Annotated in this window: 27 protein-coding genes and 1 tRNA gene; 11 read left to right on the top strand and 17 right to left on the bottom strand. The window is 60.1% G+C overall.

The genetic code is table 11. The features are described from left to right. Positions 1–60: 60 nt before the first annotated feature. Positions 61–252 carry a hypothetical protein gene (locus AC0L2H_RS23630; RefSeq protein WP_473592455.1) on the top strand — a complete coding sequence of 64 codons (192 nt, stop codon included), beginning with the start codon at positions 61–63 and terminating at the stop codon, positions 250–252. A gap of 347 nt (positions 253–599) precedes the next feature. Here AC0L2H_RS23630 and AC0L2H_RS23625 read toward each other — a convergent pair whose 3' ends face one another. The 14 genes from AC0L2H_RS23625 to AC0L2H_RS23560 form a co-directional block, all read right to left on the bottom strand. Beyond that, complete coding sequence (locus AC0L2H_RS23625) at positions 600–809, bottom strand: hypothetical protein (protein WP_473592454.1); 210 nt, start codon at positions 807–809, stop codon at positions 600–602. A 120-nt stretch (positions 810–929) separates the two neighbouring features. Further along, positions 930–3,398 (bottom strand): phage tail protein, encoded by a 2,469-nt coding sequence (locus AC0L2H_RS23620; protein ID WP_473592452.1) that lies wholly within the window; start codon positions 3,396–3,398, stop codon positions 930–932. A gap of 11 nt (positions 3,399–3,409) precedes the next feature. After that, on the bottom strand, positions 3,410–4,594 hold the full coding sequence (locus AC0L2H_RS23615; protein ID WP_473592451.1) for a hypothetical protein: 1,185 nt from the start codon (positions 4,592–4,594) through the stop codon (positions 3,410–3,412). Then, entirely contained in the window at positions 4,591–5,049 is a 459-nt protein-coding gene (locus AC0L2H_RS23610) for a hypothetical protein (RefSeq protein WP_473592450.1), read from the bottom strand. Before AC0L2H_RS23610 ends, AC0L2H_RS23615 begins: the two co-directional genes overlap by 4 nt. Beyond that, positions 5,046–5,723 carry a hypothetical protein gene (locus AC0L2H_RS23605; protein ID WP_473592449.1) on the bottom strand — a complete coding sequence of 226 codons (678 nt, stop codon included), beginning with the start codon at positions 5,721–5,723 and terminating at the stop codon, positions 5,046–5,048. The genes AC0L2H_RS23610 and AC0L2H_RS23605 overlap by 4 nt, the downstream gene beginning before the upstream one ends. A 117-nt stretch (positions 5,724–5,840) precedes the next feature. Beyond that, a complete protein-coding gene (locus AC0L2H_RS23600) occupies positions 5,841–6,002 on the bottom strand; it encodes a hypothetical protein (RefSeq protein WP_473592448.1) in 162 nt (53 codons plus the stop codon). 19 nt (positions 6,003–6,021) lie between these two features. Then, positions 6,022–7,473: a terminase gene (locus tag AC0L2H_RS23595; protein ID WP_473592447.1), complete on the bottom strand. Its 1,452-nt coding sequence runs from the start codon at positions 7,471–7,473 to the stop codon at positions 6,022–6,024. Then, positions 7,470–7,868 (bottom strand): hypothetical protein, encoded by a 399-nt coding sequence (locus AC0L2H_RS23590; protein WP_473592446.1) that lies wholly within the window; start codon positions 7,866–7,868, stop codon positions 7,470–7,472. The genes AC0L2H_RS23595 and AC0L2H_RS23590 overlap by 4 nt, the downstream gene beginning before the upstream one ends. A 375-nt stretch (positions 7,869–8,243) precedes the next feature. After that, on the bottom strand, positions 8,244–9,353 hold the full coding sequence (locus AC0L2H_RS23585) for an AAA family ATPase (protein WP_473592444.1): 1,110 nt from the start codon (positions 9,351–9,353) through the stop codon (positions 8,244–8,246). Positions 9,354–9,391: 38 nt separating this feature from the next. Then, a complete protein-coding gene (locus tag AC0L2H_RS23580; RefSeq protein WP_473592443.1) occupies positions 9,392–9,694 on the bottom strand; it encodes a hypothetical protein in 303 nt (100 codons plus the stop codon). Continuing rightward, entirely contained in the window at positions 9,691–9,915 is a 225-nt protein-coding gene (locus AC0L2H_RS23575) for a hypothetical protein (protein ID WP_473592442.1), read from the bottom strand. The genes AC0L2H_RS23580 and AC0L2H_RS23575 overlap by 4 nt, the downstream gene beginning before the upstream one ends. Beyond that, a complete protein-coding gene (locus tag AC0L2H_RS23570) occupies positions 9,902–10,381 on the bottom strand; it encodes a hypothetical protein (RefSeq protein WP_473592441.1) in 480 nt (159 codons plus the stop codon). Before AC0L2H_RS23570 ends, AC0L2H_RS23575 begins: the two co-directional genes overlap by 14 nt. After that, positions 10,378–10,572 carry a DNA-binding protein gene (locus AC0L2H_RS23565; protein WP_473592440.1) on the bottom strand — a complete coding sequence of 65 codons (195 nt, stop codon included), beginning with the start codon at positions 10,570–10,572 and terminating at the stop codon, positions 10,378–10,380. Before AC0L2H_RS23565 ends, AC0L2H_RS23570 begins: the two co-directional genes overlap by 4 nt. A 31-nt stretch (positions 10,573–10,603) precedes the next feature. Further along, entirely contained in the window at positions 10,604–11,080 is a 477-nt protein-coding gene (locus AC0L2H_RS23560; protein WP_473592439.1) for a hypothetical protein, read from the bottom strand. Between the two features lie 152 nt (positions 11,081–11,232). Between AC0L2H_RS23560 and AC0L2H_RS23555 the strand changes: the two genes are divergently transcribed. From AC0L2H_RS23555 to AC0L2H_RS23520, 8 genes are all read left to right on the top strand, one after another. Next, positions 11,233–12,462 (top strand): tyrosine-type recombinase/integrase, encoded by a 1,230-nt coding sequence (locus tag AC0L2H_RS23555; protein WP_473592438.1) that lies wholly within the window; start codon positions 11,233–11,235, stop codon positions 12,460–12,462. 16 nt (positions 12,463–12,478) lie between these two features. After that, positions 12,479–12,820: a hypothetical protein gene (locus AC0L2H_RS23550; RefSeq protein WP_473592437.1), complete on the top strand. Its 342-nt coding sequence runs from the start codon at positions 12,479–12,481 to the stop codon at positions 12,818–12,820. Between the two features lie 306 nt (positions 12,821–13,126). Further along, a complete protein-coding gene (locus AC0L2H_RS23545) occupies positions 13,127–14,329 on the top strand; it encodes a tyrosine-type recombinase/integrase (RefSeq protein ID WP_019860425.1) in 1,203 nt (400 codons plus the stop codon). 305 nt (positions 14,330–14,634) lie between these two features. Next, complete coding sequence (locus tag AC0L2H_RS23540; RefSeq protein WP_155249133.1) at positions 14,635–15,717, top strand: nucleoid-associated protein; 1,083 nt, start codon at positions 14,635–14,637, stop codon at positions 15,715–15,717. Beyond that, a complete protein-coding gene (locus tag AC0L2H_RS23535) occupies positions 15,714–16,700 on the top strand; it encodes a GTP pyrophosphokinase (RefSeq protein ID WP_019860428.1) in 987 nt (328 codons plus the stop codon). Before AC0L2H_RS23540 ends, AC0L2H_RS23535 begins: the two co-directional genes overlap by 4 nt. Positions 16,701–17,262: 562 nt before the next feature. Continuing rightward, a complete protein-coding gene (locus AC0L2H_RS23530; protein ID WP_027047251.1) occupies positions 17,263–17,508 on the top strand; it encodes a helix-turn-helix transcriptional regulator in 246 nt (81 codons plus the stop codon). A 71-nt stretch (positions 17,509–17,579) separates the two neighbouring features. Further along, complete coding sequence (locus tag AC0L2H_RS23525; protein ID WP_019860430.1) at positions 17,580–17,801, top strand: helix-turn-helix domain-containing protein; 222 nt, start codon at positions 17,580–17,582, stop codon at positions 17,799–17,801. A gap of 4 nt (positions 17,802–17,805) precedes the next feature. Further along, on the top strand, positions 17,806–18,990 hold the full coding sequence (locus AC0L2H_RS23520) for a tyrosine-type recombinase/integrase (RefSeq protein WP_027047252.1): 1,185 nt from the start codon (positions 17,806–17,808) through the stop codon (positions 18,988–18,990). A gap of 126 nt (positions 18,991–19,116) precedes the next feature. Here the strand turns inward: AC0L2H_RS23520 and AC0L2H_RS23515 are convergent. After that, positions 19,117–19,192: transfer RNA gene (locus tag AC0L2H_RS23515), tRNA-Ile, on the bottom strand. 236 nt (positions 19,193–19,428) lie between these two features. Here AC0L2H_RS23515 and AC0L2H_RS23510 point away from each other — a divergent pair. Beyond that, the gene (locus tag AC0L2H_RS23510) at positions 19,429–20,139 is read left to right on the top strand and encodes an SIMPL domain-containing protein (RefSeq protein WP_473592436.1); all 711 of its coding nucleotides are present in this window, start codon (positions 19,429–19,431) and stop codon (positions 20,137–20,139) included. 168 nt (positions 20,140–20,307) lie between these two features. Here the strand turns inward: AC0L2H_RS23510 and AC0L2H_RS23505 are convergent, their stop codons facing one another. Both AC0L2H_RS23505 and AC0L2H_RS23500 read right to left on the bottom strand, forming a co-directional pair. Continuing rightward, positions 20,308–20,661 carry a hypothetical protein gene (locus AC0L2H_RS23505; RefSeq protein WP_473592434.1) on the bottom strand — a complete coding sequence of 118 codons (354 nt, stop codon included), beginning with the start codon at positions 20,659–20,661 and terminating at the stop codon, positions 20,308–20,310. 379 nt (positions 20,662–21,040) lie between these two features. Next, on the bottom strand, positions 21,041–21,487 hold the full coding sequence (locus AC0L2H_RS23500; protein WP_473592657.1) for a YcgN family cysteine cluster protein: 447 nt from the start codon (positions 21,485–21,487) through the stop codon (positions 21,041–21,043). Positions 21,488–21,685: 198 nt separating this feature from the next. Between AC0L2H_RS23500 and AC0L2H_RS23495 the strand changes: the two genes are divergently transcribed. Then, positions 21,686–23,833: an OmpA family protein gene (locus AC0L2H_RS23495; protein ID WP_473592433.1), complete on the top strand. Its 2,148-nt coding sequence runs from the start codon at positions 21,686–21,688 to the stop codon at positions 23,831–23,833. Positions 23,834–23,951: the final 118 nt, after the last annotated feature.

Genomic DNA, 23,951 nt, shown 5'->3' with positions numbered 1-23,951 from the left:
CAAGCCGCGGAACGGCAATCGGTTCCTGGCATTTTAGCAAAATTGTATGTGAGAGTGGTTATGGCGATGATGGACGTGACGGCCTGCAGGGCTGCGTTGGGCCTGATCAGGATGGCAATCGAGGAAACCTGCCCGGCCGGCGTGCTGCCCAGCGAGGAAGCCGTGTTGCTGCTCTACGGCCCGGACCCGACCGATGAGGCCGAGGCACTGGCGAAGGCAATTATCGAAACAGTCGAGAAGCTAAGCCGATGAAGCAAGATACAGGCAGAAGAAGCGCTCCAGCGTATATTGTCTATAGTCCGCCAATATCGGGCTTGCCGTTCCTCGCGGTGACACTGAAGGTCGACGGCAGCGTAAGCGCGAAAGCCTTCGACACGGCAGAGGCAGCCGCTGCGTTCAACAAAACGGCGGCGAAGCGGGCAACGAATTCTAAAAAATCTTGGTTCGTCTAACAGAGAGGCCCGCCGCTCCCATGGAGCGACGGGCTGCCGGCGACCGGAGACGGGTGGGGTCTATAGCCGCCTGTCGGGTGCTTTGCGGCGGGCTCCCGATGTCTCCCGAACATCGTCTCGCAAGCTTTGTTCCAGATCGTTGGGCAACTAACGGCCGTGCGGCAGTTTGGAGGTCGAGACCAGCTCGTCCTCGTCGATAATTCCTGCTGTGAAGTTGGCGATGATCCTGGAAGCTAACGCTTCGCGCCGCTGTTCTGATTGCCCCTCGATCTTGAGCCTGTCGTATACGCGGCCGAGCAAAGCGAGCTCGGATGGATTGAATACGCCAGCCTCTTGGGCCTTCCGATGAATCGGCATGTGACCCTCCCACACCAATGATCCTGCGCAGTTAATCCGACTTGGCGATTTCCGCAACGAGAAAGCCCGCCACCTTTCGGAAGCGGGCAAGTTCGGCGCCCTCGCCTTGCTCCTTCCGCCCTAAGGTTCCATGTCGAATATTGGCGTGACTCCCCTCACCGTGCACGGCGTCGGGTTGGTGTGTCGCAAGCGATATCGGCCCTGCCCCTCCCAACTGTCGTCGATCGGCACCTCGACATTGCCAGTGAAGAGATTCGCCATTCCGGACGGTGCGACAACCGAAGGGATACGCACCGTTTCCCACCGGCCGCGCTGCATGGACTGGATCTGCAAACCGGTCGTGTCGGTTTCGAGCAATGACAGGATCACGGCCGAGACCTTTTTGCGCCTACCCATGACAGAGCCATCCTTGGAACCTACGTCGAGTTCGAGGGTGTCGGCCGCCGTGGCAAAGGGAAGCCCTACGGACCATTTCTCAGCAGTAGCGCTGCCTGGCAGGGAAACCTGGCCAGAGGCCACGACAAGGCCTTTGTAGACCCGTCCGTCGGCCAATGCGTCGACACTCTGGCCTTCGAGGTGATCGAGACCTGAGACGGTTCCAACTGCGGCGCCGGTGTATGTGAGCCCGCAGTCGACGGCAAAGGCGTCCTCGATTTCCTCGTATTCGAACGGGACGCTGATCAGCTCGATATAGCGCTTGGTGACGCCGCCAATGGTGCGCTTGACGATCAGCCAAAGGTCGTCATTGCCATCCTGGCCGGGAGTGATGGCGGCACTCTCCACGATGCCCCATTCCGAACCGGCGTAGCTGCCGCCAAGCCGATGGCGGTGCATGCCGCGCACCTCTTGCGGCGGCTGGTGGGTGTAGCCGCCCAACTCGCCGTTCGCCAAGGGAAACCATAGGAACGGATCAGGGTCCGTCTGAAAGGCAATTTCGATGACGCCTTTCTTCGGGATGTGTTCCGAGATTTGGCCGATGTCGTCGGACGTGAATTGGCCATAGGAATTCTGTGTCAGCTCGGCGATCGATCGCCGGCTCCTGGTGACATAGAGGAACGACTGGCCCGCATCGACCGGCCGGATGCCAGCACAACCGAAGGTGCGCGAGCGCCTATTCTTGAACGATGACGGGGTAAGGGCCTCGTCCACTCCTGATCCTGAAAGAGCTCGGACACCCCCAAGCGTGCCGATCAGAAGTGCGCCCGAACTCTCTGCAATCCACTGAATATCATTGGCCTGACCGCCGCCGGCCTGGATGAACTCCAAGGCGTCATCATCCTCCTCGCCTGCGGCAAAATTGTCGAAATCGCCCGTGGCCGAGGCGTAGACCGAAAACTTGCGGCTGAAAGCAAGACGCTCCTCATAGAGCGAGCCGCTTTCGACATACTTGCCCGGGACGAAGGTGCCGAGCCGCCACCGCGTAATCGGGCTGAGATTCGGCAGCGCATGGCCGTAAAGCTGGATTGTAACGACCGTCGTGCTGGTGCGCGTGATGATCTTTGCCCAGCGCCAGCGACCATCCGAGCCAAGTAGGCGCACCGCCCGACCAACGTCCGAGGTCTGAAACCCCGTCCCATCGTTGATGCCGACGATCGAAGAAGCCGTGAGATTGAACGGCGTCTGGTCGGTTGCCGCGACATGGAAAGCCAGTTCGGCGCTTATCGAGTCGCCTGAACCACCGCCGCTGCCGCCGCCAGTGAAGGCAAGCTGATAGTACTCGTAGGCCGTTTTGTTGACGAACTCGTAGAAGCGGGTTTCGCTGTTGCCCCAGTCTGTTTCTCCCGCTCTCGTATCGAGCGTCACCCAATTGGTGCCGTCGTTTGATCCCTGGATTTCCCATCCCGAAAACATGTTTGGGAACGCTACAACGTGCTGGTCGGCAACAATCCAGTAAGCATCTACGATGCGCTGCGCACCACCCGGGAGGCGATATCGGATGTAACCGCTCGTGTTTGGTTCGACGCTGACAATCTGGGCCTTGTCGCGGTCGAACATTTGGTATGCGTCAGATGTGCCGCTGGATGTCGACGCGGTGCCCGATGGCAGCGTGTTGCTGGTCATTTTTGGCGTCAGGTGGCCGGTTTCGGCCGGCGTCAGGGTCGTGGCGGTGTCATTGATCTCGTCATACGGTCCGTCCTCGAACTCGTAATCATCCAGCGTCCATGTCGTGTGCGCTGTTCTGGTCAGCACCTTGAGCGGGTAATCCCTGTGGCTGATCCACATCTGATCGGCCGATTGGACAAACTGCAACGCGAAGAGATCGGCTTCGAGATAGGGTGTCGCCACCTCGACGGTGCCAACGCGGGCGCCGTAGGCGTAAACCCTGATGTAGAGATCACCGAACTCCAAAGCGTAGGCTTGATCGGCAGAAAAGATGAAGGGAATTGTGCGGGTAATCTTCGCCGACGTTTTCACCTCACCAACGAAGTGAGACCCACCGCGCTTCCTGATGCCGCCATGCGGCAGGGTGATGAAATTCTCGCATTTCGACAGGCCGGCCCGGTAGAGATCGAGCGACGCGCGCGCATGCAGCCGCGGCGAAATCTCGCCTCTAACGAACGTGTCCTGCAAAGGGTACAAAGCGGTCATTTTTGGCGCTCCTATCGGGCTTTTGCCGCTGCATCCGGCAGACCCAAGGCGTCGCCCGTGGCGGCCTCGACCCTGTCGAACAGCGTCCTGGCGTAGAAAAGATTCTGAATTGGGAGCAGTTGGCGGGCGGTGTGGAGGTCGCTCTGCTTGAAATCGCCGGCAGCAATAGCGCCGGAAACCTGGAACATGTCGGCGGCGAGGTTCGCAGTCGGGCCTAGGAACGCGCCAGCGACGTTGCGGCTGGCGTACCGGGAAACTTCCTTGCCGGTGAAATACGACAGACCAACCGTGCCCCTAGTGGCCTTTTCAAGCACCCCATTTGCGTCCATGGCCCATCCAACGAGACCCGACCAATCCAGCGCCTCGACTGCCCAGACGGCAGGATCGTCGGATGTCTCACGGTTGGCGATGGTCTGCTTCGCCCAATACGTCACTGCACCCAGGCCGAGCGCCAAAATCATGCCGTTCAACGTGGCGGCGTCACGTTGCTGGAGGCCTGCGAGCATCGTCTTTTGCATCGAGGACATCGCAAAACTTTTGAATTGGCCCACCAGCTTGCCGGTTTCAGTGCTCATCCACAGCGGCTTATCCTGGCCAGGCGTGACGATGGTCCGGTCGACTTCGCGGACAACCGCAACCCGGAACGAATCCAGCGCCTCGCGATCGGTCCAGTCCGCTCCTTTGGCCAGGAGAATGCCATCCTGACTGTCACCATGTTCCGCGAACTGCTTGGCGATCCTGCCGGCGAGATCGGCATTGATGCCCGACGATGCCAGATTGCGAATGTCCTTTGCCGTGCCCTTCCCTGCCGCAACGCGCTGCGAAGCCCGTAGGATATTGGTCATGGTGATCAGCCCCGAAAACTGCTTCAGGGTCGCATTCCATGGCGCCATCAACGAGACGACGCCGAAGCGCGAACTCAGGGAAGTCAAACCTCGCTCAAACGCGGTGTGGCGGCCGAAATCATCGGTGATGTCAGCCATTGCCATGGCGCGGCTGTCCAGGACCATATCCAAAGCCGTTCCCGCGTCCTTGACCTCCTGAGCGGCGAGACGGAAAACGCGGACATTGCGGACCAGCGGAATGAAGCCGTCGCGGAACGTGCTGGTGAGACCATGGCTGAAGACGACTTTGGCCATGTCTGGAATGGCTGAAATCGTCATGCCGCCGACGAGTTGGAGGGGATGGACGGTCATTGCTGGTATCCCTTCGGCTGCCACGTCGGGTTGATCGGCGATCGGGCGTCGGCACTGGTGACGAACGGCATCAGCAGCTCCATGGCCGCCAAATCCTGTTCCGTGAGCCCGCCTGCCGTCGCAAGGATGCCGGCCTCGGCACAACGGTGCATGGCGGCAATCGCGCTTGCCGGGATCGGCGAAATCACCGGTGGATTGAGTTGCGCGACGAGGTGAACCGTCTCGCCGTGACGGGACTGGTGCGAGCCGAGATAAATCTTGCAGACGCCCATGAAGCCATCGGCGCCGATGCTGTTTATGAAACCGGCAAATGCCCCGCCTGCCTCGGAATCAAGCAGAACCGCGACGATATCGAGCGGGCGAATCTCCAGTGCCGGATCGACCTGGACATCGCTGCCGTTCGGCACGACGTCGCCAAGGCAGTTTCCGCAGAATTGGAAGCCATACGCCGTCATTGGTCACCGCGCTCGGCAGGATGATGGAAATCCGACTTCGAGGACACGCCTTTCACTGGCGTTCCGACCCCAGCGCGGTTGTCGAGCAGTCCGCCAAGGCTCAGGAACGACAGGAGCACCTTGTCGGCCTGCACCGCCGGACGGCTCAAACGTGCGGGAACAGAGGCCCGTGGCCCTGCCATCGCTTCGCGGCGCAAGGTGGTCAGGTTGATGCGAAGATCGGGCCGCCTGGCCATTTCGAATTCGCCGTCGGTCGCCAGCAACTGGCGCTTGAGGGCATCGCATTCGAACAGTTCTGCCCTGGCCTGCTCGATGAGGCCATAGACCTTTTTCCATCGCTTCGAGAGATCGGCGGCCTTGGCCTTTGCATCCTTGCCAAGCGCCTCGATGTCGACGGCAGCCTCGTTCCTGGCAGCCGCGATGCGCCTGTTGTCGGCGCCCTCGATCGCCTTTTCGATGAGTTCGATCTGGGAATTGCAGTCCGCGATCGACGCACGAACCTCGGCCAAGTTGCCATCGCCGAAAATCGCCTTGTCCTCGGCTTTCGCAAGCTCGGCCTTGCGAGCCATAGCCGCATTGAGGTCGGTATCCAGCGCGGAAATCACCGCAGCGAACTCGGCAGACGTGCGGGCAGCGTGAAGCGCTTCCGAATGGGCGTGCAGTAGCAGGGTCATTTCTTCGATCCTCTCGCGGCGCGGGCCCTTGCCTTCGCAACGGCTTGTTTCTGGGCCTTTCGCAGCTTGGCCGCATTGGCCGGTGCTGAATTGGTGCTTGCGGACATCTCCGCCCTCCTATTTCGGGTTTTGAGGGAACCAGGCATCCAGCTTTTCGCCGGCCGCCTTGCACAACTGGACCGCGCGAAGCGGGTTTTCCTTGCAGAGCTTGGAAATCGCGGTAACGCTCGGAATCTTCCCGTCCTTGTCGCGGACGAATGGGTTGGTGGTGTCGCTCATCGGTACGCCTCGTTTCGTTTCATCGATAGTCGGACAAAGGATCTGAGAAGACGGGTTGCGGCTTCGGGCCGTAGTGGTAGGTCCGCCTGGCGGCATCCCATGCAGGCGCATTGACCAGCGCCCCCAGGGCCGCATTGCAGAGGTCATCGGCGCCGCCGCGCGTATGGTCGACAGCATCACGGCCGGAGCGCATCGTGCGACGCTCCAGTTGCGCGATCTGCGAAACAAGCCGGGGATTGTCGAGCAACACCGCATGCCGCGACATCAGCACCGGCAACGCGTCCAGATAGATCTCGCTTCGCGTCTTCTCGCTGGGAACGTACCTGATGCCATTTCGGTCGAAGGCATCGGAAACCCACGCTCCGGCATACCGATCGCCGCGCACCGTGAGGCACTGATAGGACTTCAACGTCGCGGCAAACTCGGTGACGACATCATCCGGCACGAAGGGCGCGCGAACCTCACGGACGCAGTCCAGGACGACGCGGACGCCTTCTCGGTGGCTGACGCCAAGGCACATCGAATCATGCGCGCCGCCGCTTGGGTCGCAGAAGGCAGCGTAGCGGAAGTCGCGGACATAGCTGCGCTCGTGAATGCCTTGCTCGATGCAAGCTTCCACCACGCGGCGGTCAATGTAGTTCGACAGATCGCCACGGAACTCCGCATCCCATTCGGCGCTCGCTGCCTCGGGGTCATCCCGGTGCGCCTTGGCGATCAGGTCGGCGTCGATGGTCGGATTGAACGACGCGGTGCCGGCGCGCACAACCAGCGTGTCGGGCTCGTCGCCGCCGAATGCGTCCTGGAACTTTTGGAAAAGCAGGCCGCGCTGCGCATAGGGCGAGGAGATCGCCACCAGCATGCCCTTGGTCGTGGCCAGGGAAGGCAGAATGGCGCGGTAGGTCTCGACATCGGGCTGGGAAGATGTCTCGTCGCGCCAGAAAGCGGTTTCATCGAAAACGGCAGCGATCAACGTCCGGCCGCGAACGCTCTTGAAGTTGTTGGTGTGGATGGCGATGGCGATGTTGCCGACAAGCCGGATCTCGTCGCTCGTCGTGTTCTCGATAAGGCCGGAAAGGATCGGGCTGCTTTCGAAGAAGGCGAGAATGTAGCGGAACACGGCGTTCGCCTGCGACTTGCTGGCGGCCAGCACCAGCACGACGCCAGTCTCGCCGGCAGCAAGCCCGGAATGGTCGCCGAATGCCGCGAGGTACGTGGCCACAGCGGCGGCCATGCGCGATTTCCCGCTACGGCGCCCGATGATGCACCAGAGTTCACGCACGCGCGCTGGAGGCGGCTCCCTGCCCCCGGCAACGGCCTTGAACGTGGCGCGGTCATTTTCGGTCATCGACAGCCCGAAGGCGGCGCGCAGAACGCTTACCCATGTGTCCCATGTCGGCGAAGTGCCGAGGGCAGCGCCAAGCAGGTTCGGATCGCGCAGCGCCTTGTCGATGGTGATGTTTTCGAGGCTCACCCGGCAGCCCCTGCGTATTGGCTGGCGGCATAGTCACGCAGCGAGGGGGTGATGTCCTTCAGAGCCCGACGCTCAAGCCCGAGATCGGCAAGCAGCCGGCGCTGAGCGTTGGTCAAGCTCATGAACTCGTTGATGTCGATCGGCTTGCCTTCGAGATAGTTGGCCGCAGCATCCTTGAGCATCGCGCCGAGACAGGCCACGTTGTCGATCAACTCCAGCTTCATGACGCTGAGATTGGGTTTGCCGCCGAGATCAGCAGCGAGGCTGTCACGGAGTTCGAACACCACGCGGGCAGCGGTCGTGCGCCGGTCCAGATCGTCAAGCGTCTTAAGCCGAACCTTCTGCCCACCTTTCGGTGCGGACTCGCCTTCCAACTCAGATGCTTCTGCGGCCACTTTTCAGCTCCGATTCAACGTGCAAAGCATACCACCGGGCGCAACATTGTTGCAACATGCTTATTTTTATTGTTTGTTTTCAAACTGTTATTAGTTGACTGGCGGATAAATAGTCCGCTTGTCAATCTCGATTTTTGGCCATACCGGAAACGCCGCGACGGCATGAAGAAAAACCGGCGTTCGAGTGAGTGTCTCGCGAGACATCTCGCTAAACCTATTCCCATCGTGCGGCGCGCCTCTAAAGGGCAGCGCAGCGCATAGGGGGTATGGGGGTGTGGAGAAGCAGGCAGTTGGCACCTGTTGGAAGGTGGTTGGCAGCCGGTGGGCAGGCAGTTGGAAGGTAGGTTGGCAGGGCGTTGGCAGGGCGTTGGCAGGTCACGCATTGGCAATCCGCTTCCTGTCCTTTGAAGGCGGGCCGTAAGACGTGAGCACGATCTTCTTCGCTTCGAATAGGCGGTTCATGGCATCGGTAAAGCCCGGCTTGCGAACGCCGCTGGCGCGAGGGTCCTTTGCGAATACCGCTGGCGCATAGTTGGCGGATGGCGTGGCGCTCACATACCGGCCGTCTGCTTCGTAGGCGGTGAGGATTTCGAGGAACACGCGTTCGGCCTTCGATTGGGCTGCTATCTGCACTGAGCTGTCGCCGGATGCATGGGGCGTGAAGGCTCCTGCCTTCCAGCGCAACCGGATCTCCTGCCCGAGCGGGCCATAGTTGGCCTTGACTGTGCGCAGCACGCGTAGGTCGCTGTCGGGCTCGTCGCCGTCGTCGCCTTTCAGCCGCTCCAGATAGAGCCTGCTGCGGACACTGTTGTTCCATGCCGTCGAACCCGATGAGCCGCTCCCGCTTGCCATGCCGGCGAGTGACGGGTGCGCTAGCAGGAGCGCGGTCGTGTTGTGGCGAATGCAAAGACCGCGAAGCACCCCGACAAACTGGCGGGCCTGAGCGCGCTGGTTTTCCTCGCCCCCGAAGACATCGGCTAATGTGTCGATGATGTAGAGCGCGGGCGCCGTGGAACGCAGCAGACTGTCGAGGGCTGCAAACAGCTTGGTCGTCTTGAGCACATTGCCTTTGCCGTCCGGTGTGGCGAGCAGCGCATCTTTGCCGGCCATCGGCGCAATCGTGAGTTCTGCGAGGTCGCCTATCGTGATGTTACTGGACGCCGCAATGTCGAACAGGCGGCGGTGCAGTTCGTCAACGTCGTCTTCGGCGCTGAAATACACCGCGCGGCCCGGCTTGACGGCCCTGCCTGCCCAGTAGCCGCCTTGCGTCGTGGCTGCGGCAAGTTGCAGCGCCAGGAGGCTCTTGCCGGTTCCGCCGTCGCCATTGAGCAGAGTGACGGTCTTGGCCGGTATGAATTCTTCAACGTGCCATTCGCGTGGCGGAACGGCGCGCCCTGCAAGGGTATCCGCGCCGAAGGCTGCCAAAGCTTCGTCCGCCTTCGGATTGCCATCATAATCAACGCCACGGTAGGGGTCATCGTCCATGCGGGACGCGATTGGGTCTGCGTGTCGGTAGTTCATGATCAGTAGCCCCGACCTTTCGACCGCCGCCATTCGATCGCCACTTCGGTCATCCGTTCTGGATGCTCTCCCGTCGTCGGGTCGCATGGGTTCCACAATCTGCGCACGTCAGGCTCAGGCGGCCGAAACCGCCCCTGCCATTCAGACAGAAGCACGGCGCAATCGGAGTTCAAGTCATCGAGCGTGGCGCATTCGTAGCCAAAGCCGTCGAGGCAGAACTGCCCGAGCATGAGATGCGCTCTTGCGACCTTGACGGCACTGATGACGACTTTCGGGACGGGCTCGATGAGAGGAATAATCGTCATGCCAGCCTCGCGCCGATGGACGCCAGTTCGCAGACCAGGCGGGCCATGCATGGCGAGAGATGGAAGCGGGCCGCCACGACAGACGCCGCGAACGCCGTTGCGGATCGGCCGAAGTTGGGATAGTTTCCCGGTACGGTGCCTTCGGAAGAGATGCCGATTTCTATTCCGCCGCTGCGATGGACCAGATCGCGAGCGGCGGATTCCGTTTCAGGAGGTCGCATTTGCGCCTCCAATCGTTTCTGCTGCGAAACGTGCAAGCAAAGCCGCTTCGGCGCGACCATGATCTTTCTTGCGACTGAAATGGACACTTGAGGGCCAGTAGCGAAGCGCCAAAGCGCGGGCCTTCTCCTTGTCACTGTCTAGACGGAAATGCTTTTTCCAACGTCCAGGGGTGACAAGGTGCATGGGGACGTTGAGCGCCTGCACCACGCCGCGAACGACGCCGTAGGCGACGCCGAACTTGAAAGTCGACGAGACGCCCTGTTTCGGCATCGGCCCGACATGCTCGATGATGGCAACAGTGGGAGCCATTTGCACGATCCGGTGCGCCAAGGTCGCCGCGTCAATCTCGCCGCCGGCTACTGGAACGTCTTCAGCGCCAATCAAGTCCGGTCGAGATGGAAAATAGAAGGCGATCGCCCCGGACGCTCCAGGATCAATACCAAGGATGCAAAGCTCGCTCATCATGCCGCGTCCTCCGTCAGGAAAAACGCTCTCAGCTTGCCCCGCTCGGCTACCCACTGATTACCGACTTTCTTTGCAGGCAATAGTCCGGATTCCAGCATGTGGAAAACCTGACGAGGTTTCTTGTTGATCTCTTTGCCGATGTCGACGGCGCCCCAGACGAGATCAATGGGAAGGGCTTCCTTTGTAATCAAGTACGTTCTCCGTTCTTCTTGAGCCAAAAAATTACCGCAAGACAGCGAGGTACTTATCGAGACGCATCACTCCGCAGCCGCCTGATTGTCCGGTCGCCTTCTCTATAAAAGTGCCTAGGGCTTGGAGCTGTTGTTCCGCCGACAGGGAAGGATTGACCGCATGGAACGTGGTGGAGAAGGCCTTATAGGTCGGATCGGCATAGCTGGCCATGTAACCCACCATCCTGCCGGCGATGCACTCCTCGAAGAGTGCGTCAAACCGCTGCATCAGCGTCCGGTAGTGGTCGGCAAGCAGCTTTAACATGCCGATAGAGATTCGCAGCTCAGCCTGTCTGGCGATCAGGACTGCGATGATTGCTTCCGCTCGGGAAAACCGCCGATGAACCCCGGTGCCCGCACGCTCTGTCTCGACGTCCGCTTTTATAACGCCAGCTTCTGCCCACAGTTGCACCGATCGCCGCTTGGAATCGGTGATCCTGGTCAGGTCAGCAAGGCTATAGTCGGCCATTAGATATTTCCACTCTTCAAGTACGTAGTGCGTATTTGGCACGGAATGACGGTGGGTGTCAATCGGTGCCGCTCACTATCATGTGTTGACAAGCGGATTAATTGCGACATAATGCAACATACTTCCATCCGTTCCGGGCAAGGGGTTATGTCATGTCAGTTCGCAAGCGCAAATGGACCACGGCCAAGGGCGTCGAAAAAGAAGCCTGGGTGGTCGATTATGTGGACGGCAAAGGCGCTCGCCGGCTGAAGACATTCGACCGAAAGAAAGAGGCCGATGCCTTCGAAGCTACCGCCACGGTGGAAATTCGAGAGGGCACCCACGTTGCCGACAGTGACAGCACCACGGTCAAGAAAGCCGGCGATCTCTGGATTAAGGCTTGCGACGGCCTGGAGCGCTCAACGCGAGACCAATACCAGCAGCACCTAGACCTTCACATTGTCCCGTTCATCGGCGCCGAAAAGCTCTCGAAGCTGAGCATTCCCATTGTCCGAAACTTCGAGGACCAGTTGAGATCAGGGAATACCGACTTGCCAGCGGACGACCCGAGACGGGAACCGCGCTCGCCTGCGATGATCCGCAAAATCCTTGTCAGCCTCGGCTCTCTCCTCGCCGATGCACAGGAGCGCGGCCTTACCGCCCGCAACGTCGTTCGCGACATGCGAGGTAAGCGCCGGAAGGGCAAGGAGCGCAAGGCCGAGAGGCGCCAGAAAGGCAAGATCAAGGTCGGCGTCGATCTTCCTACCCGCGAGGAGATCAAGGCCATTGTCGGGGCTGTGGAGGGCCGCTGGAGGCCTTTGCTGCTGACAGCCATATTCACCGGTCTGAGAGCTTCCGAGCTTCGTGGCCTGCGCTGGAGAGACGTGGATCTCGACAAGCGGGCGATCCGAGTTCACCAACGCGCCGATCGCTTCAACGAGATCGGCCAGCCGAAGACAGAAGCGGGAGAAAGGACCGTCCCCGCCCCGCCGATCGTGATCAACACTTTGAAGGAATGGAAGCTGGCCTGCCCCAAGGGTGAGCTCGGGCTGGTGTTCCCGAATGGTGTCGGCAATGTCGAGTCGCTGGCCAACATCATCAACCGTGGGCTCATGCCCGCTCAGATCGCGGCCGGCGTCGCGGTCGACACTGGCGAGAAGGACGGAGAAGGCAAACCGATCATGAAAGCGCGCTACACCGGGATGCACTGCCTTCGGCATTTCTTCGCCAGTTGGTGCATCAACCGTGTGGCGGATGGAGGCTTAGGCTTGCCTCCCAAGATCGTGCAGGAACGACTCGGGCATTCTTCGATCATGATGACGATGGATGTATATGGGCACCTGTTCCCGCGCGGAGATGATGCCGAAGAGCTGGCTGCGGCAGAGAAGGCGCTTTTGGCCTAAAGAAGGATGTTCGAAGATGAAGGCGTTTCAACACAGAGACCTGATTTGGGTCGAAGATCTCGGGGCTTCCCGCGTTTTTGAGGTCCGGACCATTGAAGGGTGGGCCAAAGAGTATGGAGGGGATCGAGACGCGTTGATTGCCGAGAATTTGCGGACCGGAAAACCACTGGCGGATGTGTTGGAAGAGGCAGAAGGTTATGATGCCGCGCTTCTCCTCCAGCAGAGGAAAGGCACCAAAGTGACTTTTGGAGAGGTGGTTCTTGTCGAACGCCGGCAATACACCATAGTGCAGAACCCCGCCGCCGGAGTTGGCGATGAGGTGTTGCTGATTCCGATCATTGGCTCAGTCGCGACATAGGCGCGACACGAAGGCATAAAGGCAAGCAAAATCAAAGCTTATAAGCGGACTGAAAATCCGCGTGTCGGTGGTTCGAATCCGCCTCTGGGCACCATCCCCTCTTCTCCCGACAGTCTCTTTAGCCGAAGCTTCTACGCTTCTGCCTCTTCAACCACTTGAAATCCTTGCTGATTTCGGCGCGTAAAGCGCAGGTGAGCGGGGTTTGTGGAACTACGGCGCAGTTGGTCCAACGAGGCGGGGGGCTGGTATTTTCGCTGGTATTGGAGATCCTGATGGTATCGATGCAGCCAATTGCAGGTCCCGAAAATGGCCCTTTCCGACGTAAAATGCCGAAACGCCCGACCCGTTTCCAAGCTCGTGAAATTGTCTGACGGTGGGGGGCTCCAGCTTTGGGTGCAGCCTACCGGATCTCGCCTATGGCGCCTCGCCTATCGTTTTGGCGGCAAGCAGAAGCTTCTGGCGTTGGGCAGCTATCCCCTCATCTCCCTCGCTGAGGCACGCGAGGCGCGCGATACCGCCAAACGTCTCCTCCTACGTGGCATCGACCCCGCACAGGAGCGTAAGTCGCAAAAGGCTTCGGCAGAGGACACCTTTCGCTCAATCGCGGAGGACTATGTCGATAAGCTGAAGAAGGAGGGACGTGCCGACCGTACAATCACCAAGGTCAAATGGTTGCTCGACTTTGCCCATCCAACGTTTGGGGACAAGAGCGTTCGGGAGATCGATCCGGCTACGATTCTTGCCGCTCTCCGCAGTGTGGAGGTTCGCGGTCGATACGAGTCGGCTAGGCGACTGCGCTCCACCATCGGCAGTGTGTTTCGATATGCAATCGCAACCGCACGCGCCGATGTAGATCCGACGATCGCCCTGAGGGGCGCACTCGTCGGTCCGACGGTCACGCCGCGTGCCGCGGTTACCGATCCTAAGGCCTTGGGAGGCTTGCTAAGGGCGATTAATGCATTTGACGGACAGCCTACAACCCGAGCCGCTCTGAAGCTGATGGCCCTGCTGTTTCCCCGCCCCGGCGAACTGCGCGCGGCCGGATGGGACGAGTTCGATTTCGGAAGCTCGGTGTGGAGCATCCCTGAAGGACGCATGAAGATGCGACGGCCGCACCGCGTACCTCTTTCCAGTCAGGCCGTCAGGGTCCTGTCCTCACTTAGAGAAATCTCTGGTGGTGGAGCACTGCTGTTTCCCAGTGTTCGATCGGATTCGCGCCCGATTTCCGACAACACGCTTAACGCCGCCCTGCGCCGCATGGGCTACCGTAAGGAAGAAGCTACCGCGCACGGTTTTCGAGCGACAGCATCGACTCTGCTCAACGAATGCGGAAAGTGGCATCCGGACGCCATAGAGCGGCAGCTGGCCCATGTTGAGAACAACGACGTTCGTCGCGCCTACGCCCGGGCAGAGTACTGGGAAGAACGCGTAAAGATGATGCAATGGTGGGCCGATTATCTCGATGAACTCGAGAGCAAAAACGCGCGGGTGAAAATTGCCGGCGGTTGAAGACCCCTAAAACTGGGCCGCGGCGTACGGATGACCTCCACGCCACGGCCTTATTGTGCGCAAGGTGGGAGTTTGAAGGAGACAGAACGATTTCCTCCAAATGAGATATCCGAGGCCTCACGATGGAGTACGGGTTCGACGGGCGTCAACCCCGCAGTTCAGCGCCGAGTAGCGTACCCCTGCCTATGATTCCACCGGTCACTGTTCCTGCGAAGGGACCCTTGTGTTCTTACTTTGTTCTGATTATCCTTCCTTAACCCGCTCAGAATAACATTCTCCAATATTTTCGAAGTGGGGATTGAGTTTTGCTTGTAGAGAATCTTTCTATCGGCCGAGTCGTTATGCACGAGGTATTCCAGAGGAAAGACGGGCCCAATGTAGTGCCGCCATCCTACGGCAAGGAGCTCGAAATATTGGATGCCAAGGCTCTCAGTCATTTTGGGATGCGTATCACCGACGCGCTCTCCGCACAGTCCAAGAGCATAGAGATGCAGATAGTGAAGACCGATGACGCGAGCGTAGTTGGAACGGCTCGACGTCTTGTTCTCGCAACCGACACCGATTTCCCCAACATCTCCAATCACATGGCCGATGCCCTCGCTGACGCACAGAAATCACGAGGGATCCCCGGAGGAATGCTTCTAGTCTTCGATGGGAAAGTCGGTGGCGACGGAAAGCCCTTCGTAGGGGTAATTAAAGCGGAGATGCAGTCCGGCTTTCAACGCCGACTGGCTGCGGCAAAAGTTGTGACCGAATTCCTCGAGAACATCTTCCTGACGCCAGCCACGAGGCTTTACAAGCTTGCTATGTTCATCTCCGAAGATGTCGGTGTCACGGCGAGCACAAGTTGGCGATGCTTTGTATTCGACAGCAATATCACCGCCGCCCGCCGAGAGAACGCGGCCGTATATTTCTATGATGGCTTTCTTGGCTGCGCCTTTCCTGAGAGCGGGAAATACGAAACCGCGAAGTTCTTCGACCTCACGAAGGAATTCGTTCGAACATCGGTAAATGACCGAGATCTCCAAAGGGACCTGGGCGACGCGCTGTTCGCCTTCGTCAAGGTAGATCAGGCACCCACGTTCACCTCGCAACAGTTCGGCGATACGTATCTGCCACCCGAATTGCGCGACCCGTTCAACAAGTTCCTCGAAGCCAAGAAATTCCCGACCAATAGAGCCGTGGTTCGGGACATCAGCGAGATGGGTGGTAGGCTGCGGCGCCGGAAGTACAAGTTCGGTCCAGACATTGAGTTCTCGGCGTCCCCGGACGCGATACGGAACGGCACCGTGACAATCGAGGATGTGCCGCCAGGCGATATTTCCGAAGGGGAGGCTGCAAGCTGGACCAGGATCACGGTCCGCAGGCCAGTCACCGAACAGTTATGACGACCGAGTTCGAGATCCTGCGACGCTGGGAGGCGGAGCAGCAGTACTACGATGCGTGGGGCAGGTTCATCATCCACACGGTCATCGACGGGCTCTCAACCCAAGTGGAGGCGCCGGACCTGTTCTTGCGCCTTCCGGTTAAGCATAGGCTGAAGGAGAGCAAGTCACTTATCCAGAAGGCACTCTATCGCGGCAAGGGCTACGCAAGCCCGTATGACGACATCGAGGACAAGGTGGGCATCCGCTTCGTCGTGCTCACTTCCGACGAAATACCCATCGTCGAGAAGGCGATCACCGAATTCGGCGACAGATACTGGTTCTGGGAAAAGGCGCGGGACTTCGCTGAGGAGCGAGCCCGCAAGCCTTGGGAGTTCGGGTACCAGTCGGTCCACTACGTGGTTCGCGCAAAAGCGGGGGTCGTTTTCGAGGGCGTCCCTATGCCGCTGGACATTCCGTGCGAGATCCAGGTCCGCACGCTGCTGCAGCATGCCTTCAGCGAAGTCACCCACGACACAATCTACAAGCCGAGCGTAAAATCGACGCCTGAGATGATGCGGGCTGCGGCAAAGGCGATGGCGTTGATCGAAGCGACCGACGACTACTTCCGCCAAGTCGGCAACCTCATCGACGCATCGGTCAAGAGCGTCAAGGCACTGATCGACGCCTTGTCCGTATACTACCGAGACAAGATCGGCGTGAACGCGACTGTCACCACTCTCGACGGTGAGCTGATCGACGCGTACCTCCCACTGGCCGGCGAGAGCTCAATCGAAGACATCCTCCTTTGGCTGAACACCAAGGATTTCATCATGGAGCGCATCAAGGGCCGGCGAGAGGACCAGACCGTATTCGCCTTGCCCTCGATCTTGTTGCTCTACTTCGTGGTGGGCAATTTTCCGAGCATCGCCACCTCGCCCGGTTTACTGACCGATGAGGAACTCGGGCCGATATACTCCGACCTGGGCTTGGCCCTTCCGCAGTAGGCCACAAAGCAGGTTCAAGGCGTCGAAGCTTAAATCGAAAAAGAAGCTGGGCTTGCGAAAAATTTTCGCTCAGCAGGGGAATCTGTGCTGGAGCAGCGGCTGATAAGTCGCGCATCCCCATGAGAGACGCTCCGCCCCAAGGAGTTGTCAAGAGAAGTTGGCCAAGCGTGACGTTAACGGGCGGCCGCTATCTTGGTTCTCGAATTTGGCGGCGAATGACCGCAATGAGGTCGCCTGCAGAATGGCAGCTTATCGCAAATCCCAGCCGAAACCCGCCAGGCCGGCAACGGCCCCGAACGCGACATCTGAGTAGTGGCTCACTGATCGCCAGCTCAGGAAAGCCCGTCCGCCAACTTGCCCCACCGATTGCTCTCCTGCCGGAATGTCCCCGTTCACACGTTGCTGCCAGTTTACGCCGAACGAACTAGTCAGGCCGCTTCCGCTTAACGAGGCTCTTCGTATTTTAGCCCACACGATCTCCTCGCTACGAAATGGCAACTAGGATGTGGCTTTGTGCTTCGATACCACCACGCCCGGAAATATCAGGACCGAGGCAGCGTCCATGAAGAGTGACGCGATCTCGTATGCCCCACGAGGGCTATCTCGTGAGGAAGCAGCTCGTTACATCGGTGTCGGATCGACGCTTTTTGACGAGATGGTTGCCGATGGGCGCATGCCGAAGCCTAAGCGCATCAACAGCCGCGCTGTCTGGGATCGCGTAGCCCTGGATATCGCTTTCACCTCGTTACCGGACAAAGACAGCGGCCTTCAAGAGCTGTTGCAACGAAGCAAACGGGACGTAGAATAAAGATAGCAACTACGCTGGTTGCGTATGCGCTGCAGGCGTAGTATGATGATAACCGGCGCGGAAGGGATGACGTGAACGAGAATGAGAAACTTGCGCAAGACGTGAAAGCATGGCGGGCCAAGGAAGGATTCACTGCCGAAGCCGCGGCCAAGGTGCTGGGAATACCGAAGCGCACCTTTGAAGGTATAGAACAAGGCAGAGGTTTTCCATATCCAGTCCTGCTGCGCGTTGCCATGAAAAGTGAGGACTTGTTGCAGAAGCCCCTACGCGAGGACTTGCAGCGCGGAGAGTAATTCAATGGCCAAACATCCTGACTACCCTGGAGCTTCTTCGCGCCTGGTCAATGGCAAGGAGTACTGGCGCTTCCGAGCTAATCGCCATGCTCGACAAATAACCTTACCCGGCCAGCCCGGCGACGGAGCGTTTGAGATCGCCTACCGACGTGCCGTTGAAGGTCGCGCTGGCAGCGCGGAAATTGTCAAAATGCCGGGGCGCGCCTTGCCGCGTACTTTTGGGCATGCAGCACGGCGACTCGAAACTACCATGGAATGGCTGGACTTCGACGAGGCAACGCAGCGGAAGAACCTGCGGCTCATTGAGCGATTCCTTGAGATGCAGGTCGATCCTGACTATCCACTGACGTGGCGCGATACCCCGGTGGAACATCTCGATGCCGATCGTCTGCGCGCGATAATCGAGGGCATCTTTCTTGCCAACCGGACGGTCGCCAAGCACCTTCTCGTCGCGATCAAAAAACTGCTGTGGGTGGCAATTCAAGTCGAGAAATGGATAAAGCCGCAGGATGATCCTTCGCTGTCAATCCGCGTACGCGTGCCCAAATCGACCAAGAACCCGGCTTGGCCAATTGCGATCCGAGAAAAGTATGAAGAGCGGCATCCGATCGGTACGCCGGCTCGGACGTGCTATGCGCTCGGTTTCTGGCTCGGCAACCGACGAGGCGACATCGCTGGCCTTGAATGGGACGATCTCGTGAGCGAGGAGATCGAACTATTCGACGGTTCCTTGGCATTGATCGAGGCGTTCGCCTTCCGACAGAAGAAGAATCGAAACCGTCATGGCGGACGTGCGATGTTTATCCCTGTGGTGGACAAGCTGGCGGCAGCGCTGGATCCGCTTGACCGGTCGAAGGGGGGAACCGTCTTGAAGAACGGGTATGGCAACCCGTTTTCAGAAAAGAGCCTGACAGGCATGATGCAGCATTGGGCACGGCAGGCTGGCATTCCTGACGGCTATACGCTCCATGGTCTGCGTCGTACCTTCGGAACCTACCTCGCCGAATGCAACATCCAGGCCCGGGCCATCATGGACGCCATGGGGCATTCCTCCATGACGGTGACGGATGAGTACGTGCGCGAGGCCAATAAAAAGCGGATTGCGGTTGATATCGCGATGGCTATCAACCAGCGCGAGGAAAAGCGCGATCAGATGAAGCGGCGGGCGAACTTAAAGGTGGTGCGCTGAGACGGAATCTCGCAGCGACTGCTGAACGCGCCCTTCGGGCGTCTTTGTTGCCAGTTGCTGTGCCGTGGGCAAAGCGTGGGCAGGGCGTGGGCAAGGGCCAATTTTCCCTAATAAAATCAATGGTTATGGTGGGCCCGGAGGGACTCGAACCCCCAACCAAGCGGTTATGAGCCGCCGGCTCTAACCATTGAGCTACAGGCCCCACACGCGGCTGGATTAATGTTTTTCCCCGAGCCGCACAAGGCTTTCCGGATGGGGGTAGCCGAGATTGCCCAAATCAGCCCATATTCGCGCACTAGAGCCACGTGCGCCCAATTGGACGAGTAAGTACGCTCTAGCGCTTTGAATCGACACATCGTGCTTTCCGAGAATCGATTCCGATTTTCGGGCCGATGCGGTAGTGACGAAAGCGACTGGATCGCAGACCGAGGAGTTTTCATGACCAGACATCTTTTGCCCCTGGCGCTCGCCGCCGCGATCGCTTTTCCGGCGGTGGCCGGCGCTGCCGACACGCAACCACCGCCCCGCATCGTTGTCTCAGGCGAGGGCCAGGCGACGGTGGCCCCCGACCTGGCATTGCTCACGCTCAGCGTCATGCGCGAAGCCAAGACCGCGCGCGCCGCGCTCGACGCCAACAACGACGCCATGGCCGCCGTGATCGCCGCGATGAAATCCTCCGGCATCAAGGACCGCGACCTGCAGACCGCGGGCATTCAGATCAACCCGCGCTACAACTACACCAACAAGCCGGACGGCAGCCAGGAGGCCGAACTCATCGCCTATCAGGTCACCAACACGCTGTCGGTGCGCGTGCGCGACGTTGACAAGACAGGCGAGATCCTGGACAAGGCGGTTTCGCTCGGCGTCAATCAGGGTGGCGGCATCACCTTCACCAATGACAACCCGGCAGTCACGGTTACCGAGGCCCGCAAGAAGGCAGTCGCCGACGCCATGGACAAGGCCAGGACGCTGGCCGAGGCTGCAGGCGTGAGCATCGGCCGGGTTCTTGAAATCACCGACCAGAACGTCCCGCCGCCGCCGATGCCGATCAACGCCAAGGCCTTCGACGTGCAAGGGGGATCGGTTCCGGTGCAGGCCGGTGAGAATTCCTACACCGTGCAGGTCACTGTCACATTCGAGTTGAAGTGATCAGCGCCTGAACGGCCTGATTGCGATTGTCGTCGCGTAAGACAGAACCCGGAGGACAGGTCCTCCGGGTTCTTGTTTGAGCCGCACCCTTCCGTCCTGGCGGAAAGGGGCTGATCTTCGCTGAAGTTCCCCGGCCGCTGCCGGCCGCCGGGCAACCTGCCTGAACGCCTAGCGACGAAGAATCGGGCAGCCACGCTCGTTGGCGAACACGACCACCACGCGGTCGCCATACTGGCGGCCCGCAACCTTGACCGTGCGGCGGTTGATGTCGATGAGGCGAGCACGGCGCAAGCCCATGCGCTCCGCCTTGTTGACGGCGCGCTCCGGCGAGCAGGACCGACGCCAGTCGCGATCGCGGCGGTACTCGCGGCGGTAGCCGTCGTCCCCGGAATAAACGCCGACGCGGGGATCGTTGTCGTTGCCGAAACCGAGATAGATACTGTCCGCATGAGCGGGGACCGCGGCAAGCGTGCCGAGGCCGATAAGGGCCGAAAGAGTCGCCGTCTTGATCGTGTTGAACATTGTCTTCTCTCCTTGTTGAGGGCTTCCGCCCGTCTTAATCGAACCGATAAGTCTTGATCGAACCGATGAGCGAAGAATGCGCTTGCGTATCTGAACTTTTTACGAACCAGCCGTTCATTTCCGGTTCATGTGGCAATCAGAGAGGCACAACAACAAATTACCGGCAGTTTACTCAGCCTGTCACCGACTCTAAATCTGGACGAAAACGCCCGGCCGCACAGTCGGTTCCGGACTGGCTGAAAGGCTCGTCCCTACAGCATGTCACGCAAAAGCATGCCCACGGGCTTGATCCGAGCGTGCGCAGCGGTTCGCATTAACAACATGCACAAAAGCAAGATTTTGAAGCGCATCGCATGAATCCGTTCAAACGCAACCCGCTTTAGGGCTCGTCGTCCAGCATATGCTCGAAATAGTCGTCGGGCTCGGCGAGCTCGGTCTCGCTGGCGCTAACCCGGCCACGGATCGAGATGCCGGCCTCATGCACCGTCTCGGCACTTCCCGACACCAGCCTGTGCCACCAGTAGAGGTCTTGCCCCTCGGCGACCAGCCGGTAGGCACAGGTTCTCGGCAGCCAGGTGATGGTGCGCACATTCTGCGGCGTCAGCCCGACGCAGTCCGGGACGCGCGCCAGCCGGTTGGCATAGTCCGAGCAACGGCAGGTGTCGGCGTTGAATAGCCGGCAGCCGACACTCGTCCAATAGATCTCGCCGGTGTCCTCGTCTTCCAGTTTCGACAGGCAACACTTGCCGCAGCCGTCGCAAAGCGACTCCCACTCGGCCGGGCTCATCGCCTCGAGCGCCTTGGATTTCCAGAACGGCTTTTCCATCGTTGGGATGTGGCCCCCGCCGGCCGCAAGGTCAAGCGTGGCAACGACCTGAATTGCGACCTTGCACCATACGAAAAACACGAATTCGCCTTCAAAATGCCGGCCAACCGCCCTTCGCCGCCGTTAATGCCGGCAAACCGGAACCAATCCGGTTGACGACAGTTTGGGCCGGGATGGGACGCCACAAGGAGATTTCAGATGAAACGCCAACCACGGATACTGGCAGGCACGGCACTCGGCCTGTTGATGGCATCCGCGCCGTTGGGCGCGTCCCCGCTGCAAGGCAGCGCCACGTTCGGCCCCTCGCAGCAAACCGCAGCACCGATCATCCTTGCGCAGTCGAATTGCGCCGAAGGCGAGGCCTGCGCGCAGCAGGGAGAGCCGGAGCAGAAGCCGCGCAGGAAGCGCGATCAGCAACAGCAAACCGAATCGGCCCCTGCTGAACGGGCTGCCCCCGCAAACGACGAGCAGCAGCCACGCAGGAAGAGGCGCGATCAGCAGCAGCAAACTGAATCGGCACCTGCTGAACAGGCCGCCCCGGCAATCGACGAGCAACAGCCGCGCAGGAAGAAGCGCGACCAGCAGCAGATCGAGGCGGCGCCTGCCGAACAAGCCGCCCCGGCAATCGACGAGCAGCAGCCGCGCAGGAAGAAGCGCGACCGGCAGCAGCAAACCGAATCGGCACCTGCCGAACAGGCCGCCCCCGCAATCGACGAGCAGCAGCCACGCAGGAAGAAGCGCGACCGGCAGCAGCAAACCGAATCGGCCCCCGCCGAACAGCCTGCACCGGCAAACGACAACGAGCAGGCCACTCCGCGTAAGAAGAAGCAGGACCAGCAGATCGAGGCAGCACCCGCCGAACAGGCGCCGGCCAAGAAGGAAGCACCCGCGGGCGAGCCGGTTCCTCAGGCCGAACCGCTTCAGCCCGAGCAGCAGGCGGCGCCCACCCAAACCGAACAGGAGAAGGGCGAACAGCCCCAGGACAGGAAAAAACGAGGCAAGAAGCCGGTCGGCGAACAGCCGGTGACAGGCGAGCAGCCGGCCACTGGAGAACAGCCGTCGACGGCTGAACAACCCGCGAATGGCCAGCAGCCAGTGACCGGCGAACAACCGGCCCAGGGCGAGACTCCGGCCCAGAGCGAGGCCCAGACCGATCCGAACGCCGCCCCCATTCTGGACAGCCAGAAGGATGTCCAGCGCAAGCGCAGGGGCGGCAAGGATCGTGGCGGCCAAGCTGAGGGCGGCCAGAACGCAGGTGGCCAGAATGACAACATGCAAGAGGGTGGCCAACCCGTCCAGCAGAATGGCGATCAGGTGCAAGCCCCGAAGTCGGCTCCGGTCGACCAGGGACCGCCGCCCACTGACGACAGGTCGGCCCAGCAGGAGATCAAGCCCGAGAAGATCGTTCCGGTTACGGAGGAAAAGGGCAAGCGCGTCGAGCGTGCACCCGACGATAAAGATGTTCGTCGTCGTCCGCGCCCGCAAGGCGTCAACGTCCTCAGGCAACTCGGCGATCGCGTTATCCTCCAGTTCAACAACCAGACGATCGTCGAGAGCAATGATGCTCCGCGCATGCATCGCGGCGCCAGGAACGTCTATTATGAGGATCTGTCGGGTGATCGCAGGCGCGAAATCGTCGAGCGCGACAATGGCGTCCGGATCGTCACCATCCGCAACCGCTATGGTGACGTCATCCAGCGTTCACGCATCGCCCCTGACGGACGCGAATATGTGCTGAGCTATGTCGACGAGCGGAACTATGACGATGATGGCGACTGGCGCGATCCCGGCGACGACCTGCCGCCGATGCGGCTCACCATTCCGCGCGAAGAGTACATTCTGGACTCCGAGGAGGTGGAGGACCCGGATGACTATTACACCTTCCTCGAACAACCGCCGGTCGAGAGGGTCCAGCGCCTCTACTCGATCGACGAGGTCAAGCGCTCGGCCCGCGTGCGCGACATTGCCCGCCGCGTCGACCTCGACACGCTGAACTTCGAATTCGGTTCGGCGTCGATCTCGGACACGGAAGTGCAGAAGCTGGAGGGGGTCGCCACCGCCATGGAGAAGCTGCTAGCCAAGAACCCGGCGGAAACCTTCCTGATCGAAGGCCATACCGATGCCGTCGGCAGGCCGGAAGCCAACCTTGCTTTGTCCGACCAGCGCGCCGAAGCGGTCGCCGAAGCCTTGAGCAACGCTTTCGGCATTCCGCCGGAGAACCTGACGACGCAAGGCTACGGCGAGGAATATCTCAAGGTCGACACATCGGGGCCCAACCGCGAGAACCGTCGCGTCGCCATCCGCCGCATCACCTCGCTGGTGGCGCCGGTCGCCAGCGCCAACTGACCATCATCTTGATCCATCCCGATCTTGTCGGGATGGATCGACCACCAAGATGTGACCCCGCGATTCGAAGGAGATCATTGAATCGCGTGGTCGCCCACCCCAGATTCCAAACAGGGCT

Source organism: Mesorhizobium sp. WSM4871 (assembly GCF_055811295.1).
This window is presented reverse-complemented; position numbering and strand designations above follow the sequence as displayed.

Excerpts from the sequence above, each read along its gene's own strand:
- AC0L2H_RS23630 (WP_473592455.1), top strand. The coding sequence starts at position 61 with ATGGCGATGATGGACGTGACGGCCTGCAGGGCTGCGTTGGGCCTGATC.
- AC0L2H_RS23625 (WP_473592454.1), bottom strand. The coding sequence starts at position 809 with ATGCCGATTCATCGGAAGGCCCAAGAGGCTGGCGTATTCAATCCATCC.
- AC0L2H_RS23620 (WP_473592452.1), bottom strand. The coding sequence starts at position 3,398 with ATGACCGCTTTGTACCCTTTGCAGGACACGTTCGTTAGAGGCGAGATT.
- AC0L2H_RS23615 (WP_473592451.1), bottom strand. The coding sequence starts at position 4,594 with ATGACCGTCCATCCCCTCCAACTCGTCGGCGGCATGACGATTTCAGCC.
- AC0L2H_RS23610 (WP_473592450.1), bottom strand. The coding sequence starts at position 5,049 with ATGACGGCGTATGGCTTCCAATTCTGCGGAAACTGCCTTGGCGACGTC.
- AC0L2H_RS23605 (WP_473592449.1), bottom strand. The coding sequence starts at position 5,723 with ATGACCCTGCTACTGCACGCCCATTCGGAAGCGCTTCACGCTGCCCGC.
- AC0L2H_RS23600 (WP_473592448.1), bottom strand. The coding sequence starts at position 6,002 with ATGAGCGACACCACCAACCCATTCGTCCGCGACAAGGACGGGAAGATT.
- AC0L2H_RS23585 (WP_473592444.1), bottom strand. The coding sequence starts at position 9,353 with ATGGACGATGACCCCTACCGTGGCGTTGATTATGATGGCAATCCGAAG.
- AC0L2H_RS23580 (WP_473592443.1), bottom strand. The coding sequence starts at position 9,694 with ATGACGATTATTCCTCTCATCGAGCCCGTCCCGAAAGTCGTCATCAGT.
- AC0L2H_RS23575 (WP_473592442.1), bottom strand. The coding sequence starts at position 9,915 with ATGCGACCTCCTGAAACGGAATCCGCCGCTCGCGATCTGGTCCATCGC.
- AC0L2H_RS23570 (WP_473592441.1), bottom strand. The coding sequence starts at position 10,381 with ATGATGAGCGAGCTTTGCATCCTTGGTATTGATCCTGGAGCGTCCGGG.
- AC0L2H_RS23560 (WP_473592439.1), bottom strand. The coding sequence starts at position 11,080 with ATGGCCGACTATAGCCTTGCTGACCTGACCAGGATCACCGATTCCAAG.
- AC0L2H_RS23555 (WP_473592438.1), top strand. The coding sequence starts at position 11,233 with ATGTCAGTTCGCAAGCGCAAATGGACCACGGCCAAGGGCGTCGAAAAA.
- AC0L2H_RS23550 (WP_473592437.1), top strand. The coding sequence starts at position 12,479 with ATGAAGGCGTTTCAACACAGAGACCTGATTTGGGTCGAAGATCTCGGG.
- AC0L2H_RS23545 (WP_019860425.1), top strand. The coding sequence starts at position 13,127 with ATGGCCCTTTCCGACGTAAAATGCCGAAACGCCCGACCCGTTTCCAAG.
- AC0L2H_RS23535 (WP_019860428.1), top strand. The coding sequence starts at position 15,714 with ATGACGACCGAGTTCGAGATCCTGCGACGCTGGGAGGCGGAGCAGCAG.
- AC0L2H_RS23530 (WP_027047251.1), top strand. The coding sequence starts at position 17,263 with ATGAAGAGTGACGCGATCTCGTATGCCCCACGAGGGCTATCTCGTGAG.
- AC0L2H_RS23520 (WP_027047252.1), top strand. The coding sequence starts at position 17,806 with ATGGCCAAACATCCTGACTACCCTGGAGCTTCTTCGCGCCTGGTCAAT.
- AC0L2H_RS23510 (WP_473592436.1), top strand. The coding sequence starts at position 19,429 with ATGACCAGACATCTTTTGCCCCTGGCGCTCGCCGCCGCGATCGCTTTT.
- AC0L2H_RS23505 (WP_473592434.1), bottom strand. The coding sequence starts at position 20,661 with ATGTTCAACACGATCAAGACGGCGACTCTTTCGGCCCTTATCGGCCTC.
- AC0L2H_RS23500 (WP_473592657.1), bottom strand. The coding sequence starts at position 21,487 with ATGGAAAAGCCGTTCTGGAAATCCAAGGCGCTCGAGGCGATGAGCCCG.
- AC0L2H_RS23495 (WP_473592433.1), top strand. The coding sequence starts at position 21,686 with ATGAAACGCCAACCACGGATACTGGCAGGCACGGCACTCGGCCTGTTG.